General features: G+C 74.0%; 25 protein-coding genes and 1 pseudogene. 8 read left to right on the top strand and 18 right to left on the bottom strand.

Annotation, left to right across the window (positions count from 1 at the left end):
• Positions 1-717 precede the first annotated feature (717 nt).
• Positions 718-1537 (bottom strand): annotated as a pseudogene (locus tag ACWDCZ_RS17445) (serine/threonine-protein kinase); the annotation flags it as partial.
• Positions 1538-1789: 252 nt separating this feature from the next.
• Here ACWDCZ_RS17445 and ACWDCZ_RS17450 point away from each other — a divergent pair.
• Positions 1790-2353, top strand: coding sequence for a hypothetical protein (locus ACWDCZ_RS17450; protein WP_449811798.1), 564 nt, complete (start codon positions 1790-1792; stop codon positions 2351-2353).
• A gap of 113 nt (positions 2354-2466) precedes the next feature.
• Here the strand turns inward: ACWDCZ_RS17450 and ACWDCZ_RS17455 are convergent, their stop codons facing one another.
• The 4 genes from ACWDCZ_RS17455 to ACWDCZ_RS17470 all read right to left on the bottom strand — a co-directional run bounded on the left by ACWDCZ_RS17455 (position 2467) and on the right by ACWDCZ_RS17470 (position 7199).
• Positions 2467-3594: a GuaB3 family IMP dehydrogenase-related protein gene (locus tag ACWDCZ_RS17455; RefSeq protein ID WP_049654353.1), complete on the bottom strand. Its 1128-nt coding sequence runs from the start codon at positions 3592-3594 to the stop codon at positions 2467-2469.
• Between the two features lie 160 nt (positions 3595-3754).
• Positions 3755-5257 carry an IMP dehydrogenase gene (gene guaB, locus ACWDCZ_RS17460; protein WP_049654355.1) on the bottom strand — a complete coding sequence of 501 codons (1503 nt, stop codon included), beginning with the start codon at positions 5255-5257 and terminating at the stop codon, positions 3755-3757.
• Between the two features lie 278 nt (positions 5258-5535).
• Positions 5536-6252, bottom strand: coding sequence for an RNA polymerase sigma factor ShbA (gene shbA / locus ACWDCZ_RS17465; protein ID WP_074003945.1), 717 nt, complete (start codon positions 6250-6252; stop codon positions 5536-5538).
• A 335-nt stretch (positions 6253-6587) separates the two neighbouring features.
• Positions 6588-7199, bottom strand: a complete 612-nt coding sequence (locus tag ACWDCZ_RS17470; protein WP_014136228.1) for a response regulator transcription factor — start codon at positions 7197-7199, stop codon at positions 6588-6590.
• A gap of 563 nt (positions 7200-7762) precedes the next feature.
• On the opposite strand from ACWDCZ_RS17470, the gene ACWDCZ_RS17475 reads away from it, so the two are divergent.
• Positions 7763-8089: a WhiB family transcriptional regulator gene (locus tag ACWDCZ_RS17475; RefSeq protein WP_049654358.1), complete on the top strand. Its 327-nt coding sequence runs from the start codon at positions 7763-7765 to the stop codon at positions 8087-8089.
• Positions 8090-8188: 99 nt separating this feature from the next.
• Here ACWDCZ_RS17475 and ACWDCZ_RS17480 read toward each other — a convergent pair whose 3' ends face one another.
• The 3 genes from ACWDCZ_RS17480 to groES all read right to left on the bottom strand — a co-directional run bounded on the left by ACWDCZ_RS17480 (position 8189) and on the right by groES (position 11374).
• Positions 8189-9187, bottom strand: a complete 999-nt coding sequence (locus ACWDCZ_RS17480) for a LysR family transcriptional regulator (protein WP_074003946.1) — start codon at positions 9185-9187, stop codon at positions 8189-8191.
• Between the two features lie 140 nt (positions 9188-9327).
• Entirely contained in the window at positions 9328-10953 is a 1626-nt protein-coding gene (gene groL, locus ACWDCZ_RS17485) for a chaperonin GroEL (protein WP_049654364.1), read from the bottom strand.
• Positions 10954-11068: 115 nt separating this feature from the next.
• A complete protein-coding gene (gene groES, locus ACWDCZ_RS17490; RefSeq protein WP_049654366.1) occupies positions 11069-11374 on the bottom strand; it encodes a co-chaperone GroES in 306 nt (101 codons plus the stop codon).
• 250 nt (positions 11375-11624) lie between these two features.
• Here groES and ACWDCZ_RS17495 point away from each other — a divergent pair, with 250 nt between their 5' ends.
• Genes ACWDCZ_RS17495 through ACWDCZ_RS17510 form a run of 4 tightly spaced genes read left to right on the top strand, consistent with a single transcriptional unit; the run spans position 11625 to position 13827 of the window.
• The gene (locus ACWDCZ_RS17495) at positions 11625-11960 is read left to right on the top strand and encodes a hypothetical protein (protein ID WP_375876166.1); all 336 of its coding nucleotides are present in this window, start codon (positions 11625-11627) and stop codon (positions 11958-11960) included.
• Positions 11957-12277, top strand: coding sequence for a hypothetical protein (locus ACWDCZ_RS17500; RefSeq protein ID WP_143204611.1), 321 nt, complete (start codon positions 11957-11959; stop codon positions 12275-12277). The genes ACWDCZ_RS17495 and ACWDCZ_RS17500 overlap by 4 nt, the downstream gene beginning before the upstream one ends.
• A complete protein-coding gene (locus ACWDCZ_RS17505; protein ID WP_117488207.1) occupies positions 12274-12603 on the top strand; it encodes a hypothetical protein in 330 nt (109 codons plus the stop codon). Before ACWDCZ_RS17500 ends, ACWDCZ_RS17505 begins: the two co-directional genes overlap by 4 nt.
• A gap of 57 nt (positions 12604-12660) precedes the next feature.
• On the top strand, positions 12661-13827 hold the full coding sequence (locus ACWDCZ_RS17510; protein WP_416873592.1) for a THUMP-like domain-containing protein: 1167 nt from the start codon (positions 12661-12663) through the stop codon (positions 13825-13827).
• Between the two features lie 34 nt (positions 13828-13861).
• Here ACWDCZ_RS17510 and ACWDCZ_RS17515 read toward each other — a convergent pair whose 3' ends face one another.
• From ACWDCZ_RS17515 to tsaB, 5 genes are all read right to left on the bottom strand, one after another.
• Positions 13862-14764 carry a polysaccharide deacetylase family protein gene (locus ACWDCZ_RS17515; RefSeq protein ID WP_107418825.1) on the bottom strand — a complete coding sequence of 301 codons (903 nt, stop codon included), beginning with the start codon at positions 14762-14764 and terminating at the stop codon, positions 13862-13864.
• Positions 14765-14844: 80 nt separating this feature from the next.
• Positions 14845-15105, bottom strand: a complete 261-nt coding sequence (locus ACWDCZ_RS17520; RefSeq protein ID WP_449816338.1) for a hypothetical protein — start codon at positions 15103-15105, stop codon at positions 14845-14847.
• Positions 15102-16193 carry a tRNA (adenosine(37)-N6)-threonylcarbamoyltransferase complex transferase subunit TsaD gene (gene tsaD, locus ACWDCZ_RS17525; protein WP_049655951.1) on the bottom strand — a complete coding sequence of 364 codons (1092 nt, stop codon included), beginning with the start codon at positions 16191-16193 and terminating at the stop codon, positions 15102-15104. Before tsaD ends, ACWDCZ_RS17520 begins: the two co-directional genes overlap by 4 nt.
• Complete coding sequence (rimI, locus tag ACWDCZ_RS17530) at positions 16186-16674, bottom strand: ribosomal protein S18-alanine N-acetyltransferase (protein WP_049655961.1); 489 nt, start codon at positions 16672-16674, stop codon at positions 16186-16188. Before rimI ends, tsaD begins: the two co-directional genes overlap by 8 nt.
• Before the next feature lie 23 nt (positions 16675-16697).
• A complete protein-coding gene (gene tsaB / locus ACWDCZ_RS17535; protein ID WP_049655952.1) occupies positions 16698-17372 on the bottom strand; it encodes a tRNA (adenosine(37)-N6)-threonylcarbamoyltransferase complex dimerization subunit type 1 TsaB in 675 nt (224 codons plus the stop codon).
• A gap of 154 nt (positions 17373-17526) precedes the next feature.
• On the opposite strand from tsaB, the gene ACWDCZ_RS17540 reads away from it, so the two are divergent.
• Entirely contained in the window at positions 17527-18093 is a 567-nt protein-coding gene (locus tag ACWDCZ_RS17540) for a hypothetical protein (protein ID WP_049655963.1), read from the top strand.
• Positions 18094-18159: 66 nt separating this feature from the next.
• On the opposite strand, the gene ACWDCZ_RS17545 is transcribed toward ACWDCZ_RS17540, so the two are convergent.
• The 5 genes from ACWDCZ_RS17545 to ACWDCZ_RS17565 form a co-directional block, all read right to left on the bottom strand.
• Positions 18160-18375 (bottom strand): hypothetical protein, encoded by a 216-nt coding sequence (locus ACWDCZ_RS17545; protein WP_049655953.1) that lies wholly within the window; start codon positions 18373-18375, stop codon positions 18160-18162.
• Between the two features lie 145 nt (positions 18376-18520).
• Positions 18521-19018: a tRNA (adenosine(37)-N6)-threonylcarbamoyltransferase complex ATPase subunit type 1 TsaE gene (gene tsaE / locus ACWDCZ_RS17550; RefSeq protein WP_049655956.1), complete on the bottom strand. Its 498-nt coding sequence runs from the start codon at positions 19016-19018 to the stop codon at positions 18521-18523.
• Between the two features lie 116 nt (positions 19019-19134).
• Positions 19135-20367 (bottom strand): alpha/beta fold hydrolase, encoded by a 1233-nt coding sequence (locus tag ACWDCZ_RS17555; RefSeq protein ID WP_049655957.1) that lies wholly within the window; start codon positions 20365-20367, stop codon positions 19135-19137.
• Positions 20364-21563: an alanine racemase gene (gene alr / locus ACWDCZ_RS17560; RefSeq protein ID WP_049655958.1), complete on the bottom strand. Its 1200-nt coding sequence runs from the start codon at positions 21561-21563 to the stop codon at positions 20364-20366. The genes ACWDCZ_RS17555 and alr overlap by 4 nt, the downstream gene beginning before the upstream one ends.
• A gap of 186 nt (positions 21564-21749) precedes the next feature.
• Complete coding sequence (locus ACWDCZ_RS17565) at positions 21750-23225, bottom strand: NAD(P)H-hydrate dehydratase (RefSeq protein ID WP_449816339.1); 1476 nt, start codon at positions 23223-23225, stop codon at positions 21750-21752.
• A gap of 180 nt (positions 23226-23405) precedes the next feature.
• On the opposite strand from ACWDCZ_RS17565, the gene ACWDCZ_RS17570 reads away from it, so the two are divergent.
• Positions 23406-23954 (top strand): Uma2 family endonuclease, encoded by a 549-nt coding sequence (locus tag ACWDCZ_RS17570; RefSeq protein ID WP_449816342.1) that lies wholly within the window; start codon positions 23406-23408, stop codon positions 23952-23954.
• Positions 23955-23986: the final 32 nt, after the last annotated feature.

A 23986-nucleotide genomic window follows, 5' to 3' on the forward strand; every position in this document is an offset into this window, starting at 1 on the left:
AGTTCCCGTTCCTGTTCCCCGGGATGCCGGAGCGGTACCGGGGGCGGGAGGAGATCCGGGCCGGCTACCGGGCCGCCGTGGCCGGGTCGCCGGTCGGCTGGGCGGGCGCCGGGGCGGGCGCGGGTTCGCCCGTCGGTGCCGACGTCGGCACCGGCTCGGTACCGGTCGCCCCCGGCGAGGTGGCGACCGCGCTCTGCGAGGCCGCGCCGTTCGCGCCGCCGTCGTCGGTGCCGACCATCCGGACGACCGCCACCACTCCCGCGATCAGCAGCAGCACCACGATCACGGTGGCGATGGCCAGCCGTCGCCGGCCGGTGCGCGGATCGGCCCCGGCCGCCTGGGTCGCGCCCATCGTCCACTCGCTGGTCACCGGCCGGATCGGCTCCGCGCCCGGCTCCTCGGACGGCGTCCCGGCGGGCTCCGCGTCCTGGGCCCGACTCCCGACCCGGACCGTCCCCAGCAGCCCGCCCACCGACCGCTTGCGGCCGTTCCCGGTCTGCTCCGGTTCCTTCGGCGAAGACTCCGAGGGCTCCGCGGACTCCGCCGAGGTCGACGCCGACGGCTCGGACGGCTCCGCGGCGTTCGACGCCTCCGCCGGCCCCGCCGCCTTCGACGGCCCCGACGCCTTCGAGGCCTTCGGCTCCGGCTCCTCGGCCGGCTTCTCCAGCGGCACCGCGTGCTCGGTGGTGGACTCGGCCCGCGCGGTCGCCTCCGCGACCACCCGCTTGAGCATCGACCGGGTCTGCGAGGCGTCCAGCCGCTCGGCCGGGTCCTTCGCCAGCAGCCCCTCGATCACCGGCTGCAGCGGCCCGGCGTTCACCGGCGCGATCAGGTCCTCGGTCATCACCGCGGTCAGCGTGGCCAGCGCCGAGCCCCGGTCGTAGGGCGGCCGGCCCTCGACCATTGCGTACAGCGTGCCGCCCAGCGACCACAGGTCGGCCGGCGGCCCGGGCTTCTGCCCGCGGGCCCGCTCCGGGGAGATGTACGAGGGCGCGCCGACGAGCATCCCGGTGGAGGTGACGGAGGCGTCGCCCTCCACGCTGGCGATGCCGAAGTCGGTGAGCACGACCCGGCCGTCCTCGCCGATCAGCACGTTGGACGGCTTGACGTCCCGGTGCAGGATGCCGAGCGCGTGCGCCGCGCTGAGCACGCCCAGCACGTCGAGCGCGATCTCCGCCGCCCGGGCGGGGGCCAGCGGCCCGTCTTCCCGGACCACGTCGGCCAGCGAGCGGGACTCGACCAGCTCCATGACGATCCACGGCCGGTCGTCCTCGTCGACCACGTCGAAGACCGTCACCGCCGAACTGTGCCGGATCCGCGCGGTCGCCTTGGCCTCGCGCAGCGTCCGGGTGATCAGCCGGTGCTTCTCCTCCTCGTCGACGCTGGCGTTCATCCGCAGTTCCTTGACCGCGACGGTCCGGCCCAGCATCTCGTCCTCGGCGCGCCAGACGGTGCCCATGCCGCCGCGCCCGAGCACGCCGTTCAGGCGGTAGCGGCCGGCCAGGAGGCGGCCGGTGGAACCCTGCGCCTGGGTCATTCGGAACGTTCCCCCATGTGCTGCTGGCGGTCGTGGTGACGGCGCGTCGGCCCGACCTGGGGCCCGGACGCCCAAGCCTCCATCATCTCCTGTCCGGAGGGCCCGCGACCACCCGGCCCCCGCATCGAGCCGGTACGAACCGGAACGGAGGCGGCGCTCCGTGCCCGATCTGTGATCGAAAACTCGCCAAGATCTGTCCGGACCACTGCTACCGTTCGGCAGCTCATCGTATTCCGGGGGGATTCGACGCCCATGACCGCACCCGCACCGGGCACTGACGGCCCATCGATCCGGCCGCACACCGCCCAGCACTACTCGGTCGCACCACCCCCCGTCTCCCCCGAGGGCTACGTCGCCCCGGGCATGCCCGGCGCCCCCGTGGCCGGCTTCGACCCCGTCGAACCCACGCCCAGGACCACCCCCCGCCACCGCACCGCCCTGGCCGTCTCCCTCGCCCTCCTCGCCATGCTCCTCGGCGGCCTCGCCTACGGCAGCGCCCCGCTGCGCGCCGCCGACAGCCTCGGCTGGCTGGCCATCGCCCCGGCCGGCCTGGTCGCCCTCCCGCTCGGCCGGCTCGGCGGCCAGGGCCGCTTACTCCCGCCGCTCGGCGCCCTCCTCGCGGCCGGCGCCCTGCTCCTCGGCCAGCTGATCGAGCACCTCCGCCGCGTCCGCGCCGACGGCCCGGCCCCCGGCGGCCTGCTGCACGACACCGTCACCGCCTGGCGCGCCGACCTCCGCCCCCTCGACGCCGCCTTCTACGCCATCGCCCTCATCGGCGGCTTCCTCCTCACCCGCCGCAGCGCCACGCGGAGTTGACCGCCCGCCCCGTCCCCTCCCCGCACCGCACCGCACCCGCCTCCCGCACCGGGAAAAGGAGAAGGCCCCCGCCGTCACCCGGCAGGGGCCCCTCGATCAGGTCAGGTCAGGACTCAGCGGTGGTCGAGCGCCGGGTTGACGGTGACCTCGACCCGCTGGAACTCCTTGAGCTCCGTGTAGCCCGTGGTGGCCATCGCCCGACGCAGCGCGCCGAACAGGTTCATGGTCCCGTCCGGCGTGTGCGAGGGCCCGGTCAGGATCTCCTCGGTGGTGCCGACGGTCCCGAGGTCCACGCGCTTGCCGCGCGGCAGCTCCTCGTGGACGGCCTCCATCCCCCAGTGGATCCCCTTGCCCGGGGCGTCCGTCGCCCGCGCCAGCGCGGCACCGATCATGACCGCGTCCGCGCCGCAGGCCACGGCCTTCGGGATGTCCCCGCTGTAGCCGACGCCGCCGTCCGCGATGACGTGCACGTAGCGGCCACCGGACTCGTCCATGTAGTCGCGACGGGCGGCCGCCACGTCGGCCACGGCGGTGGCCATCGGCACCTGGATGCCCAGGACGTTCCGCGTGGTGTGGGCGGCGCCGCCGCCGAAGCCGACCAGCACACCGGCGGCACCGGTCCGCATCAGGTGCAGGGCCGCGGTGTACGTGGCGCAGCCGCCGACGATCACCGGGACGTCCAGCTCGTAGATGAACTGCTTGAGGTTGAGCGGCTCGGCGGCGCTGGAGACGTGCTCGGCCGAGACGGTGGTGCCGCGGATGACGAAGACGTCGACGCCGGCGTCCACCACGGCCTTGGAGAACTCGGCGGTGCGCTGCGGCGAGAGCGCGGCGGCGGTGACCACGCCGGAGTCGCGGACCTCCTGGATCCGCTGCTTGATCAGCTCGGCGCGGATCGGCGCGGCGTAGATCTCCTGGAGCCGGCGGGTCGCGGTGGACTCGTCGGTGATCGCGGCGATCTCGTCCAGCAGCGGCTGCGGGTCCTCGTAGCGGGTCCACAGGCCTTCGAGGTTCAGCACGCCCAGACCGCCGAGGCGGCCGATCTGGATGGCCTGCTGCGGCGAGACCACGCTGTCCATCGGGGCGGCCAGGAACGGCAGCTCGAAGCGGTAGGCGTCGATCTGCCAGGCGATCGAGACCTCCTTCGGGTCCCGGGTCCGGCGGCTGGGGACGACGGCGATGTCGTCGAAGGCGTACGCCCGTCGGCCGCGCTTGCCTCGCCCGATCTCGATCTCAGTCACTTCGAGCCCTTCTGCTTTGTTGCTCATGCCCGCCGGGTCACCCCGGCCGCCCCCCAGTATCCCGTACTGCCGCTGGTCCCGCCCCGACGGCCCGCGCCCGGGCACACCGGCAGGGGCCCGCCGCCGCGGTGCGGCAGCGGGCCCCTCGGTGGCCGGTGGCTCAGCGGGCCGAGTAGTTCGGCGCCTCGACGGTCATCTGGATGTCGTGCGGGTGGCTCTCCTTGAGGCCCGCCGAGGTGATCCGGACGAAGCGGCCCTTGCTCTCCATCTCGGCGACGGTGGCGGCGCCGACGTAGCCCATGGTCTGGCGCAGACCGCCGACCAGCTGGTGCAGCACGGCCGACAGCGGGCCGCGGTAGGGCACCTGGCCCTCGATGCCCTCGGGGACGAGCTTGTCGTCCGAGGCCACCTCGGCCTGGAAGTAGCGGTCCTTGGAGTACGAGCGGCCCTGGCCGCGGGACTGCATGGCGCCCAGCGAGCCCATGCCGCGGTAGGACTTGAACTGCTTGCCGTTGATGAACATCAGCTCGCCCGGGGACTCCTCGCAGCCGGCCAGCAGCGAGCCGAGCATCACGGTGTCGGCACCGGCGGCCAGCGCCTTGCCGATGTCGCCCGAGTACTGCAGGCCGCCGTCGCCGATGACCGGCACGCCGGCCGCCAGGCAGGCCTGGGCGGCCTCGTAGATGGCGGTGACCTGCGGGACGCCGATGCCGGCGACCACGCGGGTGGTGCAGATGGAGCCGGGGCCGACGCCGACCTTGACGCCGTCCACGCCGGCGTCGATCAGCGCCTGGGCGCCGTCCCGGGTGGCCACGTTGCCGCCGACCACGTCGATCCCGACGGCCGACTTGATCTTCGCGATCCAGGCCAGCGCGTTGTGGCTGTGGCCGTGCGAGGTGTCCACCACCAGGAAGTCCGCACCGGCCTCGACCAGGGCCTGGGCCCGGTCGAACGCCTCGGCGCTGGCACCGACGGCGGCGCCGACCAGCAGCCGGCCCTCGGCGTCCTTGGCGGCGTTCGGGTACTGCTCGGCCTTGACGAAGTCCTTGACGGTGATCAGGCCCTTGATCCGGCCCTCGTCGTCGACCAGCGGCAGCTTCTCGATCTTGTGGCGGCGCAGCAGGGCCATCGCGTCCACGCCGGAGATGCCGACCTTGCCGGTGATCAGCGGCATCGGGGTCATGATCTCGCGGACCTGGCGGGTGCGGTCCGACTCGAAGGCCATGTCGCGGTTGGTGACGATGCCGAGCAGCTTGCCCGCCTCGTCGGCGATCGGCACGCCGGAGATGCGGAACTTGGCGCACAGCGCGTCGGCCTCGCCCAGGGTGGTCTCCGGGCCGACCGTGATCGGGTCGGTGACCATGCCGGACTCGGACCGCTTCACCAGGTCGACCTGGTTGGCCTGGTCCTCGACCGAGAGGTTGCGGTGCAGCACGCCGACGCCGCCCTGGCGGGCCATCGCGATGGCCATGCGCGACTCGGTGACCTTGTCCATCGCCGCGGACAGCAGCGGGATGTTGACGCGCACGTTCCGGGAGACCCGGGAGGAGGTGTCCACCTGGTTCGGCAGCACCTCGGAGGCCCCGGGCAGCAGCAGGACGTCGTCGTACGTGAGCCCGAGCATGGCGAACTTCTCGGGTACGCCTGCGGCGTTGTAAGACATTTGGGGGGTACCTTCCGTGGCCGGCCTAATCCGCTCACGCCCTGAGGGTGGGGGCGCATTCATCGCTCACTCGCGCAGACCGCCGAAGCCGGGTACGAATAGGAGGATCCTCCAAGGGGACCCCGCGCGCACCCGTCAAACTTTGGCAACCCGCCCAGGCGCCGATACCCCATGGTACTGGCACCGCGAATGTGTCCTCGTGTGCCCTTGACAACAACCCCGCCCCGTGGATCATTCCGCCCGCAACCGGCGGAAACGGCACGCAACGGGAGGAGTGGTCAGGAGGACTCCTCCGCGAGCGCCCGCAGCCGGCTGAGCGCCCGGTGCTGGGCCACCCGGACGGCACCCGGTGACATCCCGAGCACCTCGCCGGTCTCCTCCGCCGACAGCCCGGCGGCCACCCGCAGCAGCACCAGCTCGCGCTGACGGGCCGGCAGGTTGGAGAGCAGCTCCTTCGCCCAGGCCGCGTCGCTGCTCAGCAGCGCCTGCTCCTCCGGGCCGAGCGCCTCGTCCGGCACCTCCGGCAGGTCGTCCTGCGGCACGACGGTCGAGCCGGGCCCGCGCATCGCGGCCCGCTGGAGATCGGCGATCTTGTGCGCGGCGATCCCGTACACGAAGGCCTCGAACGGGCGCCCCTGGTCCTTGTACCGGGGCAGTGCGCAGAGCACCGCCACGCAGACCTCCTGCGCGACGTCGTCCACGTGGTGGCGGGCCCCGCCGGGCAGCCGGACCAGCTTGGCGCGGCAGTACCGCAGTGCCAGCGGGTGGACGTAGGCGAGCAGCGCGTCGATCGCCGGGTTCTCGCCGCGCACCGCGGCCGCGACCAGTTCGCCCACCAGCGGCGAGCCGCCCGTGCCGAGCACCGGCCGGCGGCCCGGCCCGGTCCCACCGGCGGAACCGCCGGGTTCGGCGTACGACGGACCGTGGCCCGGACCGGAGGGCTCGGCCTCCACCGGGTCCGCCTGGCCGGTCGCACCGGCGACGTCGTCGCGCATCGGTCCATGGTGCCTGGTCGAGCGGGAAAACGCGGCACCGCGTCCGGAGTTGTGCACCGGAACGTTATGCGCTGCGGCACCGTCCGGCGTCCCGCGCACCACCGGCCCCTCCTGCACCGTGCCGCCTCCCGCCCCGCCGCCGTCGGCGGTCCCGTCCGTCGCGCCGTCCGCCGAGTGTCCTGCGGCTGCGTGGTTCGCCGCAGTGCCTGTCCGCTGGTCCCCGAGGTGCTCCACTCCTCCATGGTGCAACCTCGGGACCGTAACGTCACACGCCCGTGCGGCGCCCGCTCCGGGAACCTCCGGCGGCACGCCGCAACCGGCGGCGCCGCCGGTGGTCAGCGGACCAGGCCCCAGCGGAAGCCCAGCGCCACCGCGTGCGCCCGGTCGGAGGCCCCGAGCTTCTTGAACAGCCGTCGGGCGTGGGTCTTCACGGTGTCCTCGGAAAGGAACAGCTCGCGGCCGATCTCGGCGTTGCTGCGGCCGTGGCTCATGCCCTCCAGCACCTGGATCTCACGCGCCGTCAGGGTGGGCGCCGCGCCCATGTCGGGGCTGCGCAGCCGGCGGGGAGCGAGCCGCCAGGTCGGGTCGGCGAGGGCCTGGGTGACGGTGGCCCGCAGCTCGGCGCGCGAGGCGTCCTTGTGCAGGTACCCGCGGGCGCCCGCGGCCACCGCGAGCGCGACCCCGTCGAGGTCCTCGGCGACGGTGAGCATGATGATCCGCGCGCCCGGGTCGGCGGACAGCAGCCGCCGGACCGTCTCGACCCCGCCGAGGCCGGGCATCCGGACGTCCATCAGAACGAGATCGGAGCGGTCGGCCACCCAGCGGCGGAGGACCTCCTCCCCGTTCGTCGCGGTGGTGACCCGGTCCACACCGGGTACGGTCGCGACCGCGCGGCGAAGCGCCTCGCGGGCGAGCGGGGAATCGTCGCAAACGAGAACGGAAGTCATGACCGTCGTCCTCCGCAGCTGATCCGCGTCACGTTGAGCCTCCTGGCTGGTACGAACCTCTACGACACGGCCGATCGGCGACGGACTCCGCGGTGATCGCCCCAACCTGCCCGCGATCGTTCCCGACGTCCGGCGCCCGCTAACCGCCTCCGCACTTCCAACGACCGTCACTCGAATGAGTTACGGCCTTCGGGGCCATCTCCACCACTGTACGTGGCCAACCCATTACCGATCAGCCGCATCGCGGTGCACACGCCGCTCTTTTGCGCAGCTCGCGCGCGGTCGGCGTACGACCCGCACATCGATTCGGCACCCCGCGCGCCCGTCGACCACCCGATTGCCACGTCCGCGCCCGCTGGAGCCCCTTGCCCACTATGCCCGTTTTTATAGCTTTCGTATGGTCATTGACTGTTGTGCCAGTGTGTGGGTGACTTGTCCATGGAGTTGCCTTAAGTCATATTTCCAGGTGTCCACACCAGTGCATCGAAGCCCCGCCGCACCGCTCGGCAGCAGCCCCGCCGAACGCCCGGCCGACGGCCGACAGCCTCTGAAGGGAATGAGCCATGGCAGATTTCTCCCGCCTCCCCGGTCCCAACGCGGACCTCTGGGACTGGCAGCTCTCCGCAGCCTGCCGTGGCGTGGACAGCTCGCTCTTCTTCCACCCCGAGGGCGAGCGCGGGGCGGCGCGCAGTTCGCGCGAGGCCAGCGCCAAGGAGGTCTGCATGCGCTGCCCGGTGATCGCCGAGTGCGCGGCGCACGCGCTGGCGGTCCGCGAGCCGTACGGCGTGTGGGGCGGGATGACCGAGGACGAACGCGAGGAGATGCTGGGGCGCTCGCGGCACCGACTGGTCGAGGTTCCGCTGGCCCCGCCGGCGGTCGCCCAGCGGTAGACCCGTCTCCTTGAGCGCCGTGAAGAAACGTTTCTTCGCGGCGCTTCAGTCTTCTGGCTCACCGTACGTACCGGACCCCGGCAGCCCCGTCACCCACCGTCAGCGGTCGGCGGCCGCCCCCGCCAGCCGCTCCAGCATCAGCGCCACGGCCGGCACCTCGGCCAGGTCCGGGAGGGTCAGCGCGACCACCTGGCGCACCGCGGGCGCCCCGGAGGCCGTCCGTACCGGCACCGTCGACACGCCGTCAGGACGCACCGACCGCAGCGCCAGCCGGGGCAGCACCGCCACCCCGAGACCGGCCGCCACCAGGCCGACCACCGCCGGGTAGTCGTCCGTCGCGAAGTCGATCCGCGGCTCGAAGCCCGCCCCGGTGCACAGCTCCACCAGGTGCCCCCGGCACTGCGGGCAGCCGGCGATCCACTGCTCCTCCGCCAGCTCGGCCAGCCCCACCGCCCCGCCCCGCCCGGCCAGCGGATGGCCGGCCGGCAGCACGCCCACCAGCGGGTCGTCCAGCAGCGGGGTGACCACCAGGTCGGACCAGTCGGTCCCGGCGGTCAGCTGCTGCGCCTCCAGGTTGGCCTCGGCCCGGGCCTCGCGCGGCGTGCCGTGAGCGGGCGCCGGAAGCGCGACGGCGCCGTCGGACTGCGGGTAGCGGAAGGCCAGCGCGATCTCGCACTCGCCGCCGCGCAGCATCGCCAGCGACTCCGGCGGCTCGGCCTCGACCAGCGACACGCGCACCCCCGGATGGCTGTCCCGCAGGCGGGCGACCGCGGGCGGCACCAGGGTGGAGCTCGCGGTCGGGAAGGAGACCAGCCGCACCCGTCCGGCCCGCAGCCCGGCGATCGCGGCCACCTCCTCCTCGGCGGCGGAGAGCCCGGCCAGGATGCCGGTGGCATGCTTGAGCAGGACCCGGCCGGCCTCGCTGAGCTGCATCCCGCGGCCCGAGCGGACCACCAGCGGGGTGTCCACCGACTTCTCCAGGGCCTTCATCTGCTGACTGATGGCGGGCTGCGTACACCCCAGCTCGCGGGCGGCGGCGGAGAAGGAGCCGGTGCGGGCGACGGCACGCAGAACGCGCAGATGGCGGGCCTCGATCATGCCTTAGTTATAAGGCAATCTTTGCATTCTGCAAAATTCTACTGATAGTTGAAGCCTCAAGCGGAACCGCGGACGGAACGCCGGAGGCCCGGCCCGCCCCCCGGGGGAGCGGACCGGGCCTCCGGTCAGGCGTCGGAGCCTCAGTGCGAGTGGCCGTGGCCGTGGCCGTGACCGTTGTCGGCCTCCTCCTCCTTCTTCTCCACCACGAGGGTCTCGGTGGTGAGAAGCAGGGAGGCGATCGAGGCGGCGTTCTCCAGGGCGGAGCGGGTGACCTTGACCGGGTCGATGACGCCGGCCTTCACCAGGTCGCCGTACTCGCCGGTGGCGGCGTTGTAGCCCTGGCCGATCTCCAGCTCGGCGACCTTGGAGGTGATGACGTAGCCCTCCAGGCCGGCGTTCTGGGCGATCCAGCGCAGCGGCTCGTGCAGCGCCTTGCGGACCACGGCGACACCGGTGGCCTCGTCACCCGACAGGCCCAGGCCCTCGTCCAGCACCTTGGCGGCGTGGACCAGGGAGGCGCCACCGCCGGCGACGATGCCCTCCTCGACCGCGGCGCGGGTCGCCGAGATGGCGTCCTCCAGGCGGTGCTTGCGCTCCTTCAGCTCCACCTCGGTGGCGGCGCCGACCTTGATGACGCAGACGCCGCCGGCCAGCTTGGCCAGGCGCTCCTGCAGCTTCTCGCGGTCCCAGTCGGAGTCGGTCGCGGCGATCTCGCCCTTGATCTGGGCGACGCGGCCGGCGACGGCCTCGGAGTCACCGGCACCGTCGACGACCGTGGTCTCGTCCTTGGTGATGGTCACGCGGCGGGCGGTGCCCAGCACGTCCAGGCCGACCTGGTCGAGCTTGAGGCCGACCTCCTCGGAGATGACCTGGCCACCGGTCAGGACGGCCAGGTCGCCGAGGATCGCCTTGCGGCGGTCGCCGAAGCCCGGGGCCTTGACGGCGACGGCGTTGAAGGTGCCACGGATCTTGTTCACGACCAGGGTCGACAGCGCCTCGCCGTCGACGTCCTCGGCGATGATCAGCAGCGGCTTGGAGGCACCGCCCTGGAGGATCTTCTCCAGCAGCGGCAGCAGCTCCTGGATCGAGGAGATCTTGCCCTGGTTGATCAGGATGTACGGGTCCTCGAGGACCGCTTCCTGGCGCTCGGCGTCGGTGACGAAGTACGGCGACAGGTAGCCCTTGTCGAACTGCATGCCCTCGGTGAAGTCCAGCTCCACGCCGAAGGTGTTCGACTCCTCGACGGTGATGACACCGTCCTTGCCGACCTTGTCGATCGCCTCGGCGATCAGCTCGCCGACCTGGGTGTCCTGCGCGGAGAGGGAGGCGACGGCGGCGACGTCGTCCTTGCCCTCGATCTCGCGGGCGACGGACAGCAGGTGCTCGGAGACCGCGGCGACGGCCTTGTCGATGCCCTTCTTCAGGGCGGCCGGGCCGGCACCGGCGGCGACGTTGCGCAGACCCTCGTTGACCAGGGCCTGGGCCAGCACGGTGGCGGTCGTGGTGCCGTCACCCGCGACGTCGTTGGTCTTGGTGGCGACCTCCTTGACGAGCTGCGCGCCAAGGTTCTCGTACGGGTCGTCCAGCTCGACCTCGCGGGCGATGGTGACACCGTCGTTGGTGATGGTCGGGGCGCCGAACTTCTTGTCGATGACGACGTTGCGGCCCTTGGGGCCGATGGTCACCTTGACGGTGTCGGCCAGCTTGTTGACACCGCGCTCCAGCGAGCGGCGGGCGTCCTCGTCGAACTGCAGGATCTTCGCCATGTTCCCTATTCCCTCGGGGCTGCGGCCGGCCCACCGGCCGCCGAACTACGTGAACCAACAACCACGCCCCGGGCCCCTGTCACTGGGACACGGATCCGGGGCGGGTCGGTACGTCTTACTTCTCGATGACCGCGAGAACGTCGCGGGCCGAGAGGACGAGGTACTCCTCGCCCTTGTACTTCACCTCGGTGCCGCCGTACTTCGAGTACAGGACGATGTCGCCGACGGCGAGGTCGAGCGGCAGACGCTGACCGTCCTCGAAGCGGCCCGGGCCGACGGCCAGGACGACGCCCTCCTGGGGCTTCTCCTTGGCGGTGTCCGGGATAACCAGGCCGGAGGCCGTGGTGGTCTCGGCGTCGAGCGGCTGGACCACGATGCGGTCCTCGAGCGGCTTGATGGCAACCTTGCTGCTGGTGGTCACGTCCGAGCTCCCCTTCGGAGATTACGGGGTTTTCTAACGGGTAGGGGCGATCCTGCGGGCCTGCCGTCGCGGGGGTCAGACACACGTCGTCGCGTTAGCACTCCCCTAGTGGTGAGTGCCAAGGATGACCATAGGGCCGTGTTAGCACTCAGTCAACCAGAGTGCCAACGGCGAGTCCCGGAAGTCCCCGGTTCGCGAATGAGTAGCCGTACTCATGTACGACCGGGCCCGGCCCCGCCAGACTCCTGCCATGACCTCGATCCCGGTGCGCATCGGCCCGTCCCGGCCCAAGGACGCCGCCCTCGCCCTGCTGTCGCTGCCCCTGCTGGGGGCCGTGCTGCCGTTCGTCGCCTTCCTCCTCGTCGCCTGCCTCGGCAACATCCCCGGCTACGGGGACGACGGGGACGGGCGCGGGTGGGCCTTCTTGGGCATCGGGATGCTGGCCGCCCCGGTGGTCGCCCTGGCGGCGGGCCTCGTGGTGGCCTTCCGCAGCCGGCGGTCCGGCTACCGGCTCCTCCCGGTCGCCGCCGGGCTCGCCCCGTTCGCGCTGCCGGCGGTCCTCTCCTCGGGCGTGCTGTGGCGGTGAACCGGCTGCCGCTCGCCGACCCGCTGCGCCCGGTCGGCCGTCCGACGGACCTGCTGCTCGCGCTGCTGACGGTCCTGGGGGCCGCCTCGCTGCTGGGGTTCGGCTGGATCGCGGCCTTCCTGGCCGCGCTCGCGCTGGAGGCCCACCCCGCGATCGGCGGCTGGGCGGCCCGGGGCGCCGCGACCGCGCTGCTGCTCGTCCCGGTCGTGGCGGTGGCCCGGTACACCCACCGGCGGGGCTACCGGATCACCCCGGTCGCCGCCGCGGTCAGCCCCGCCCTGCTGACCGCCCTCGCCGGCGCGGGGTGGCTCCGGTGAGCCGGCCCCACGGCGCGCCCGGGCGGCCGCCGGTCCACTGGGCGCCGGACCTGGTGCTCGCCGCGGTGGTGGTCGCCGGGGCCGTCGCGGCGGCGTCCGTCGGGTCGTTCGTGCTCAACTGGCTGAAGCTGCTCGCCCTGTACGGCCCCGGGGTGGAGGCCCTGGACGTCTTCGGCGTCGTGGTGATGCTCGTCCTGCTGGCACTGACCGGCCGGGGCACCCGGCGGCTCGGGTACCGGATCACCCCGTACGCCGCGCTGGCGGCCGCGCCGCTGATGCCGCTGGTGTTCTGGCTGACCTCCGACGTCCCCGTCATCGGCCGGTGAACGCCGCGCGGCCGCTCCGGCCGACCGGCCACCCGGCCGACCCGCGAGAATGGCCCCGTGGACACCGAGAACCTCCAGCCGCTGCTGACCCCCGAGGGCCAGGCCCTGCTCGCCGAGCTGCGCGAGTTCACCCCCGAGGAGGAGCTCGCGCTGGCGACCCGCCTGCGGCGGGAGCACCCGGCGGAGCTGGTGTCGGCCGCGTTCGGGCAGGCGCGGCTGCGGCAGCGGGCGCGGGCGAAGTTCGGGGCGGACGCCGACCTGATGTACTTCACGCCCAACGGGGTCGAGCAGTCCACCCGGCGCAGCGTGGCCGAGTGGCGGGCCCGGCGGTTCGCCGACCTGGGCGTACGGCGGCTGGCGGACCTGTGCTGCGGCATCGGCGGGGACGTGCTGGCGCTGGCCCGGGCCGGCATCGAGGTGCTGGCCGTCGACAGGGACCCGGCGGCCTGCGCCGCCACCGCGGCCAACGCGGCCGCGCTGGGCCTGGCCGACCTGGTCGAGGTGCGCTGCGCGGACGTCGCCGAGGTGGACGTCGCCGGCTACGACGCGGTGTTCACCGACCCGGCCCGGCGCACCGCGCGCGGCCGGGTGTTCGACCCGGAGGCGTACGCCCCGCCGCTCTCCTGGGCGATCGAGGCCGGCCGGCGGACCCCGATCGGCGCGCTGAAGGTCGCGCCGGGCATCCCGCACGAGGCCGTGCCGGAGGACGCCGAGGCCGAGTGGGTCTCGGACCACGGCGACGTCAAGGAGGCGGTGCTCTGGTTCGGCACCAGGGCCACCAGCCCGCACCGCGCCACCCTGCTGCCGCACGGCGCCAGCCTGACCGGCGGCGACCTGCCCGACCCGCCGGCCGGCCCGGTCGGGCGCTACCTGTACGAGCCGGACGGCGCGGTGATCCGGGCCCACCTGGTGGCCGAGGTGGCCGGGCAGGTGGGCGGCCGGCTGATCGACCCGAAGATCGCCTACCTGACCTCGGACGAGCTGGTCGCGACGCCGTACGCGCACGCCTTCGAGCTCACCGACGTGCTGCCGTTCAACATCAAGAAGCTGAAGGCGCTGCTGCGCGAGCGGGCGGTCGGCACGGTGGTGATCAAGAAGCGCGGGATGGCGATCACCCCGGAGGAGCTGCGCCGCCAGCTCAAGCCCTCCGGGCCGAACACCGTCACGGTGATCCTCAGCCGCACCGACAACGGGCCGCTGATGATGCTGGGGCAGCCGGTCTGACCCCCGACGCGGCGGCCCCAGGACCGGGACGGGGCTACGAGGCGGGCGCCTGGATGTAGTCCTCCAGCCGGGCCACCGAGAAGCCCTGCTCCTGGATCCGGGCCAGCAGGTCGCCGAACATCTGGGTCATCGTGGCGCCCTTGAGCTCCTTGGGGCCGCGGAAGTGCGCCAGGACGATGTCGCCGGGCTTCAGCTTCTTGTCCGCGGCCTGGTACTGCATGTCGTGGATCTGCATCGACTCGCGCCAGAGCACGATCGCGCGCGGGCCGCACTGCTGCACCGAGGTGTTGAGCATCGGGGTGTTGGCGCCGTCGCCGAACGGCGGGCGGAACAGCAGCGGGGCGGTGCCGTACTGCTGGGTGAGCGCGGCCTGGTCGTCGCAGATCTCGGCCTTCTGCTTGTCGGCCGACAGCTTGCTCATCACCGGGTGGTCCACGGTGTGGTTCTGGATGTGGTTGCCCAGCGCCTGGAGCGGCTTGAAGTAGCCGTAGTCGTTCTTGACGATGTCCTTCGTCAGGAACATCGAGATCGGCACCTTGAGGTCGGTGAGCATCTCGACGAACTTCGGGTCCTTCTCGGCGCCGTCGTCGATGGTGATGAAGACGACCTTGTCGCTGGTCTTCACATCGCTGAACACCGGTACGGGGCCGGTCCGTTCGAGCTTGATCGGCTTGTCGGCGGGCGGCGCCGGGGCGGGGGCGAGCGGGGTGAGGTTCCACTTGGCCCAGGCCGCCGCGTCCGCGCCCGCCGGGGCGCCCGCCGAAGGGGGCGCGGACGCGCTGGTCGGCGCGGCGCCGGTGGGCCGGGGCGTGGCCGCCGCCGTCGTGGCGGCGGGAGCGGCACCGCCACCGCCCCCGTTGTCCCCGCACGCGGTGGCGAAGGCCAGCAGGGCCAGCGCCCCCACCCCGTACGTCCTGGTCCTGCTCCGCCTGATCACCGCTGCGCGCTCCCGGTTCCCGTCCAGCCTTCTCTCAGCTATGCACGGTACCGACCGCCGCGGCGGTTCCCGGCCAGGGGCTACTCGACGTGCTCGCTGGTGAAGGACCAGCGGTGCACCGGACGGCCGAGCAGCCCGGCCGGCGGGTCGGCGACGGGCACCGGCTCACCGTTCCACCAGGTGATCAGCAGCACCCGCTCGTCCGGGGCGGAGAGCAGTTCGAGGCGCTCCAGCCCGGCCGAGCCGCGGACCGCGGGCAGCACCGACTCCCGTACCCAGGCGGCGAGTTCGTCGCCCCGGCCGGTCGCCGCCCGGGCCTCCCACATCGCGGCGACGGTCATGCCGCGCCGCCGCCGAGGGCGTCGTAGGCCTGGCCGTGGAAGTCCGTGTGGGGCACGTGGGTCTCGGTCACCGGCAGCGAGGAGTCCGCCGACAGGTCGAGGGCGGACGGCGTGCGGTCGCGCCACACCATCTCGGCGCCCAGTGCCGCGACCATCGCGCCGTTGTCGGTGCACAGGCCCGGCCGGGGCACCCGCAGCCGGATGCCGGCCCGGTCGCAGCGCTGCTGGGCCATCTCGCGCAGCCGCGAGTTGGCCGCCACGCCGCCGCCGATCATCAGGTGGTCGACGCCGTTGTCCTTGCACGCCTTGACGGCCTTGCGGGTGAGCACGTCGGTGACCGCCTCCTGGAAGGACGCCGCCACGTCGGCGACCGGCACCTCCTCGCCGGCCCGGCGCTTGGCCTCCACCCAGCGGGCGACGGCGGTCTTCAGGCCGGAGAAGGAGAAGTCGTACGCCGGGTCGTTGCGGCCGCTCAGCCCGCGCGGGAAGGCGATCGCCTTCGGGTCGCCCTCGCGGGCCGTGCGGTCGACGATCGGGCCGCCGGGGAAGCCGAGGCCGAGCACCCGGGCGACCTTGTCGAATGCCTCGCCGGCCGCGTCGTCGATGGTCGCGCCGAGCGGGCGGACGTCGCTGGTGATGTCCTCGCTGAGCAGCAGCGAGGAGTGCCCGCCGGAGACCAGCAGGGCCATCGTCGGCGAGGGCAGCCGGCCGTGCTCCAGCTGGTCGACGCAGATGTGCGAGGCGAGGTGGTTGACCCCGTACAGCGGCTTGTCCAGCGCCCAGGCGTACGCCTTCGCGGCGCTGACGCCGACCAGCAGCGCGCCGGCCAGGCCGGGGCCTGCGGTGACGGCGATGCCGTCCAGGTCGCTCGCCTTGATCCCGGCGGTGTCCAGGGCGCGCTGGATGGTCGGGACCATCGCCTCCAGGTGCGCGCGGCTGGCGATCTCCGGGACGACGCCGCCGAAGCGGGCGTGGTCGTTGACGCTGGAGGCGACCGCGTCGGCCAGCAGCGTGGTGCCGCGCACGATGCCGACGCCGGTCTCGTCGCAGGAGGTCTCGATGCCGAGGACGAGCGGTTCGTCAGCCATGGCGGGTGTCCTCAATGTCCTTCGGGTCAGTGCTGTCAGTGCTCGGGTGGTCGAGGCGCATCACCAGCGCGTCGACGTTGGCGGGCTGGTAGTAGCCGCGCCGGATGCCCACCGGTTCGAAGCCGTGGCGCTCGTACAGCCGCTGGGCGCGCGGGTTGTCCACCCGCACCTCCAGCAGCAGCTCGGCGCACTCGCGCCGGGCGGCCTCCCGGATCAGGTCGGTGAGCAGCGCCGTGCCGAGGCCGGCGCCCTGGTGGCGCTCGTCGACGGCGATGGTCTGGACGTCGCCCTCGCCGGCGATCGCCATCAGTCCGGCGTAGCCGACGATCCTGCCGTCCGGGGCGGCCGCGACGGTGTAGTGGCGGGTGCCGCCGGGGTGGGACTCGGCCAGTTCGGACCAGAACATCCCGGCGGACCAGGCGTCCTCGGGGAAGAGCCGCAGCTCCAGCTCCAGCACCGGCGCGATGTCCCACCAGCGCATCGGGCGCAGGGTGGTGCCGTGGTTCACGCCGGGAGCACCGCCTTGCCTCCCAGAACGTTCTTGTAGGCCGCGGGGACCTGGGCGTCCGGGCGGCGCAGGTACAGCGGGTGGTTGGGCAGCAGCTCGCGCCCGGCGGCCAGCTCGGCGGCGGCGAAGCCGGCCAGGGCGCCGGCCGAGACGTGCTCGGGGCCGTGCGCGCCCGGGAAGGCGTCGGGGTAGAGCAGCGCGCCGGCGCCGACGGAGCGCGGCTGCGGGGTCAGCTCGGCCGGGCGGTCCACGGCGGGGCCCTCGGTGCGGCGGCCCTCGGCGTCGTACGAGGCCCAGTAGACCTCCTTGCGGCGCGCGTCGGTGGCGGCCGTGAACGGCTGCCCGGCCAGGCCCTCGGCGCGGGCCTGGAAGGCGATCGCGTCCAGCGTGCAGACGCCGTGCACCGGCAGCCCGAGGGCGTGGCCGAGCGCGGCGGCGGTCACCAGGCCGACCCGCAGGCCGGTGTACGGGCCGGGGCCGACGCCGACCGCGATGCCGGTCAGCCGGTGCTTGTCCACCCCGGCGGCCCGCAGCACCTGGTCGATCGCGGGCAGCAGCAGTTCGCCGTGGCGCCTGGCGTCGACCTGGTGGGTCTCGGCGAGGACGGCCGTGCCGTCGTGGACGGCGGCGGTGACGGCGGGGGTAGCGGTGTCGAACGCGAGCAGCAGCACGGGTCAAGGTTAGACCGACGTTGGGCCGACCGGCCGATCGGCAGGGTGTACCAGGCGGGAACACAGATCCGAGGCACTGCGACCCGCGCGGATGAACCTGGCACGATGGGGCCGTACGTAAAGGGACGGCGGCGGGAGCGGCAACGTGGCGAAGATGGGTCCTGGAGTGGTGGTCACGGGGTTGACCCTGGGGGCCCTGGCGGTGGTGAGCCTGCTGGCCTTCCAGGCCAACGGCGCCCAGGACCGGGCCGGCGGCCCCAAGCCCACCGCCACCACCACGGCGACCGGCACGGCCACCGCCGCGGCGCCCACCGCCGCGGCCACCCCGACCGTCCCCCCGCTGCCGGCCACCTCGGGCACCGGCACCCGGGTGGTGTACTCGGTCGGCAGCCACTACGTCTGGCTGGTCGACCCGAAGAAGAGCCCGCAGGTCGCGGCCGCCTTCCCGGTCACCCCGGGCTCGGTCGAGCCGGCCCCGGGCAGCTACGCGGTGTACAGCCGCACCCCGACCACCACCGGGACGGACGGCAAGCAGATCGAGCACGTGGTGCGCTTCGCGCAGCAGAACGGCGTGGTGTTCGGCTTCAGCGCGGCGGTGGACGGCGCGACGCCGACCACCGACCCGAGCGCCAAGACCGGCGGCATCCGCAGCGGCCGCGCCGAGGGGCAGTTGCTCTGGGACTTCGCGCCGAAGGACACCAAGGTGGTCGTGATCGCCTGAGCCCGGACGGGACCGGGCGGCCCGGATTCGGGTTCGAATTCGGGTTCGGTTTCGGGAGGAGCGGCCTCAGGCGGCCCGGGGCGTCCGCGCCTCGGGCCGTTCGTCGTGTCCGGGCCGCGGTCCGTCCTGCCGGGGGCGCGGTCCGGGCGGTGTGGACACCGCCTCGGCGGCCGCGCAGGCGGCCAGCAGCGCCCGCATCGGCTCTCCCGGAACGCGACGGGCGGACTCTCCGGCCCCGGCGGCGGTGACCGCGCGCTGCGGGGCGGGGGTGGTGCTCGACATGGCGCCTCCCTAGTTAGGCAGACCTAACCGCAGCACCCATCCCACCACGCCCGGCACCCCGGCCGCAACATCTTGCCGACAGTCTGTCGGCAAGATGTCGGCGAGTCGTCGGAGCCCCGTCGGCGGGTCGTCGGCGCCCTCCCGGCTATCCGAGTTCCGCCAGCGCCGCGTCCGCCCAGCGCGGGCCGATGCCGGTCAGCACCACCCGGCGCGGGTCCTGGTCGTCCCCGCCCTCGGTGCCGCCGATGGCGCGCTCGATCCGGACCTCCAGCCGGTCCTCGGACAGCCGCTCGACCTTGCCCTCGCCCCACTCGACCACGACCACCGACTCGGGCAGCGAGACGTCCAGGTCGAGGTCCTCCATCTCGTCCAGGTCCCCGCCCAGCCGGTACGCGTCCACGTGCACCAGCGCCGGGCCGCCGACCAGCGAGGGGTGCACCCGGGCGATCACGAAGGTCGGCGAGGTCACCGCCCCGCGGACCTGCAGCCCCTCCCCCAGGCCCCGGGTCAGCGTGGTCTTCCCCGCCCCCAGCTCGCCGGAGAGCAGCACCAGGTCACCCGGCCGCAGCAGCGCGGCCAGCTCCCGGCCGAGCCGGCCCATCCGCTCCGGGGTGGGGACGGTGAGAGTGGCGTGCGAGCCCATGCGCGTGTCTTGCCCTTCGGTCCGTACGGCGCGCCGACCACCGGCCGCCACCGCTACCGTGCCACATCGGCGGGCACCCGCGCGGCGGGTGGGCCCTCCGGGCGGGCACCCGGGCCTCAGGCGGGGTCGACGACGGTCTCCGCGGTCCGCTCCCCGGCCAGGTCGAGGACGGCCGCGGGCAGCGGCGCGGCCCCGGCGAAGCCGGCGGCCCGGCGCAGCAGCCGGGCCAGCTCGTGGTCGACCAGCTCCGGGCACTCCAGCATCACCAGGTGCCCGGCGCCCTCGGCCAGCACCAGCTCCGCGCCGGGCAGCCGCTCGGCCATCGCCTCGCTGTGCGTCGAGGGCGTCAGCAGGTCCTTCGTCCCGGCCAGCACCAGCGCGGGCAGGCCGCGCAGGGCGTCCAGCGCCCCGTACTTCTCGTGCGCGCCGAACACCGGGTAGAACTCGGCGACCACGTCGATCGGGGTGGCGTCCAGCAGCTGCTCGGCGAAGCGCACCACACCGGGGTCGACGTCCCGGCCGCCGAAGGAGAACCTCCGGTAGAACACGGCGGCCACGTCCGAGCCCAGCCGCCTGGTCGCCTCGACCAGGTCGACCTGGCGGCCCAGCAGCTTCACCACCCCGGGCGCGACCTTCTTGAACAGCTTCGCGCCGGCCTTCGGCAGGCCGAGGCTGACCTCGTTCCAGTCCCCGGCGAGGGTGCCGATCAGCGCCACCCCGGCGACGCGCTCGCGGAACAGCTCCGGGTGCTGGTCGGCCAGCGCCATCACCGTCATGCCGCCCATCGAGTGGCCCACCAGCACCAGCGGCCCGGTCGGCGCGACGGCGTCGATCACCGCCTTGAGGTCGCCGCCCAGCTGGTCGATGCCGGCCGGCTCGCCCGCCAGGTACGAGCGGGAGCGCTCGGAGCGGCCGTGGCTGCGCTGGTCCCAGAAGACCAGCCGCAGGCCCTCGCGCAGCGCGGCCCGCTGGAAGTGCCAGCTGTCCTGGTTGAGGCAGTAGCCGTGGCAGAACACCACGGTCAGCGGCTCGGCACCGGTCCCGCCGTCCGGCCCGCTCCAGCCGGTGCCGTCCAGCTCGACGTACAGCTCGGTGCCGTCCGGCGCGGCCACCGTCCTCGGGCGCCCGCGCAGCGAGCCGTACGGGGCGTTCGCGTCCAGCTCGGCCCGGGCCCGGCGGCGCATCGCCCGGCCGACGGTCAGCCGCTCGATCGCGACGCCCGCGGCCGCCCCGGCCGCCAGCACGCCGACCGAGATCCCGATCACACCCGCCCGGCTCACCCCGGAGGCGGCACCGGCCGCCCTGGCGACCGCCGCGACCGGACTGCCCTCGGCCGGCCCCCCGGTCATGCCGACCGGACCTCGGCGTGGCTGCCGCCCAGGTAGCGGCGGGGCACCCGGGCACCGATCCGGGTGATGATCTCGTACGAGACGGTGCCGCAGGCGCGGGCCCAGTCCTCGGCGGTGGGCTCGCCGCGCTCGCCGTTGCCGAACAGCAGCACCTCGTCGCCGATCGCCGGGGCGTCGCCGCCGAGGTCCACCACGAACTGGTCCATCGCGACCCGTCCGGCCACCGTGCGCCACTTGCCGTCGATCTGCACCGGGCCGGTGCCGCTGGCGTGCCGGGGGATGCCGTCGCCGTAGCCGACCGGGACCAGGCCCAGCGTCGTCTCGCCCGGCGTCGTGTAGTGGTGGCCGTAGCTGACCCCGTGCCCGCCGGGGACGTGCTTGACCAGCGCCAGCCGCGCGGTCAGCGCCATCACCGGGCGCAGCCCGAAGTCCGCCGGCGAGCCCACCTCGGGCACCGGCGACAGCCCGTACGCGGCCAGGCCGGTGCGGACCAGGTCGAAGTGCGACTCCGGCAGCAGCAGGGTGGCCGGGGAGTTCGCCAGGTGCCGGACCTCGGGGCGCAGCCCGGCGGCCTCGGCCGTGGCCAGCGCGACGCGGTAGGAGTCCAGCTGGGCCTGGATCGACGGGTGGCCGGGCTCGTCCGCCGCGGCGAAGTGCGACCAGACGCCGACGACCGTCAGCAGCCCCTCCGCCTCGGCCCGGCGGGCGGCCGCCACCAGCCGCGGCCAGTCGTGCGGCTGGCAGCCGTTGCGGCCGAGGCCGGTGTCGGCCTTCAGGTGCACCCGGGCCGGGATGCCGGTCTCGCGCACGGCGGGCAGCAGCTCGTCCAGCGCCCACTGGCCGCTGACCGAGATGTCCAGGCCCGCGCGCAGCGCCTCGCGCCACGGCCCGCCCGGCGTCCACAGCCAGCACAGGATGCGGGCCTGCTCGGGGCGGATGCCCGCGGCCCGCAGGGCCAGCGCCTCGTCCGGCGTCGCGCAGCCGAGCCAGCCGACCCCGTTCGCGACCGCCTCCCGGGCGCACTCGACCGCGCCGTGGCCGTAGGCGTTCGCCTTGACCGCGAGCATCACCGCCGTGCTGCCGACGCGCTCGCGCAACGCGGCGAGGTTGCCGCGCAGGGCGGCGAGATCGATGGTCGCCTCGGCCCGTACGCCGTCGGTGAGGGTGGCTGTGCCGATCGTGTTCGCAGTTGTCATCAGGGTCAGTCTCCCAGACGTCCCGGAGTCCTCGCCGAACGGCCCGTCGGCGCGGCGGCCGACGACCGGGCCGCGCGCACCGCGCCGACCTGCGGCGAACCGCTCGTCCGTCCCTTGCACGGACGCGTTCGACGGACCGTCCGGTTCCGGTTGCCGGCCCTCCGGGCGCCTTCCCGGCCTTCCCGGTCAGGGCGTCCGGACCGCCCGCCACACCGCCGGCAGCGCGCCGGCCACCGCGAGCGCCGTCGTCGGGGCGCCCGGCTCGCCCGCCGCCTCACGGCCGGCCAGGCCGTGCAGGTAGGCGGCCGCCGACGCGGCGTCCAGCGGCGCGAGGCCGGCCGCCAGCAGGGAGCCGGCCAGCCCGGCCAGCACGTCGCCGCTGCCGGCCGTGGCCAGCCAGGAGGTGCCGGTGGGGTTCACCCGGACGGCCCCGCCCGGGTCGGCGACCACCGTGGTGGAGCCCTTCAGCAGCACCGTCGCGCGGTAGTCGGCCGCCAGCCGGCGGGCGGTGGCCAGCCGGGCCGCGGCCAGGTCGGCGGCGGCCGGCGGCGTGCCGCCCCCGGCGCCCGCGAGCAGCCGGGCGGCCTCGCCGGTGTGCGGGGTGAGCAGGGTGGGCGCGGTGCGGCCGGCCAGCGCGTCCGGGCCGAGCCGGCCCAGCTCGGTCAGCCCGTCCGCGTCCACCAGCACCGGGACGTCGCTCGCCAGCGCCTCGGCCAGCGCCTGCCGCGCCCCCTCGCCGCCGCCCGGCCCGACCACCCAGGCCTGCACCCGCCCGGCCCCGGCCGGACCGCCCTCGGTGACCAGCACCTCCGGGAAGCGCCGCACCACCTCCTCGGCCGCCGTGCCCACGTACCGGACGGCGCCCGCGCCCCCGTACAGCGCCCCGGCCACCGCGAGCAGCGCCGCCCCCGGGTAGGTCACCGAGCCGGCCGCCACCCCGACCACGCCGCGCCGGTACTTGTCGCTCTCCGCGCCCGGCACCGGCAGCAGCGCCGCCACGTCCGCGTGCTGGAGCGCCGTCACCTCCGCGGCGGGCGGCTCCAGCCCGATGCCGACCAGCTGCACGGCGCCCGCGTACGAGGCCCCCGGGTCGATCAGCAGACCGGGCTTGTACGTGCCGAAGCAGACCGTGACGTCCGCGCGCAGCGCCACGCCCGGCACCTCGCCGGTGTCGGCGTCCACCCCGCTCGGCAGGTCCACCGCGACCACCGCCCCGCGTCGCGCCGCCCGCGCGTACGGCTCCGCCGCGGGGCGCAGCCCGCCCCGGCCGCCGATGCCGACGATGCCGTCCAGCACCAGGTCCGCGCGCGAGAAGTCGGCCAGGCCGACTTCCTGCTCCACCGTCACCCGCCCACGGGCGGCCCGCAGCGCGGCCAGCCCGCCCGGGTGCGCCTTCTCCGGCACCAGCAGCACCGCCGTCACCCGCGCCCCGCGCCGGGCCAGCGCGGCCCCCGCGTACAGGGCGTCACCCCCGTTGTCCCCGCTGCCCGCGAGCACCGTCACCCGACTGCCGTACACCCGCCCCCGACGCCCGGTCAGCAGCCGCGCACAGGTCGCGGCCAGCCCCGCCGCCGCCCGCTGCATCAGCGTGCCCTCCGGCAGCCGCGCCATCAGCTCGGCCTCGGCGGCCCGGACGGTTTCCACAGGGTGTGCATGACGCATGGGGAGAACTCCTTCAGCGGTCGGCTACCGCCGACGCTAGCCCGCGTCACCGCCCCACGGGAGCCGGGCCTGCGGCACACTTTCGAGTGACACCCACTTCGATCCCCCACCGGCTCCGGTCCGTACGCCTACTTTGTCGCTCGGTACAGACCAGCAGGAGGGAGAAGGGCCATGGTCGCCATGCCGGCAGTCGAGCACCCGCTGGGCGAGGAGAGCCTCCTCCAGGCGTTTCTGGGGCTGGACACCCCGCTGGGAAGCAAGGCCGAGTTCATCGAAGGGGAGATCGTCGTGACACCACGGCCGGACGGCGAACACGAGACCGCGTTCTCCCTGCTGAACAGGCAGTTCATGCGCAAGGCCGAGGCCGAGTTCGACCTGTCCGGGAACAAGGGACTGATCACGCCCAAAGGACGGTTCATCCCCGACGGCACTCTGAGCCCGGTCGGCCATTTCGAGCACGCCGACTCGTGGGCTTCTGCGGAAGGGGTCTTGCTGGTCTTCGAGATCACGTCGATCAACCCGCACAAGGACCGCGAGCCCAAGCGCAGGGGCTACGCCGCTGCGGGGATCCCCTGCTACCTGCTGATCGACCGCGGCGAAGGCATGATCACCCTGTTCACTGAACCCGACGGCGAGGACTACATCACCCAGACCAAGGTCGAGTTCGGCAAGGCGATCGACCTGCCCGCCCCGTTTTCGTTCGCACTCGACACGGCGCCCCTGCGGTAGGACGCAGCCACCGCAGGGGCGCCGTACGGCCG

It is taken from the genome of Kitasatospora sp. NPDC001225 (assembly GCF_053597855.1).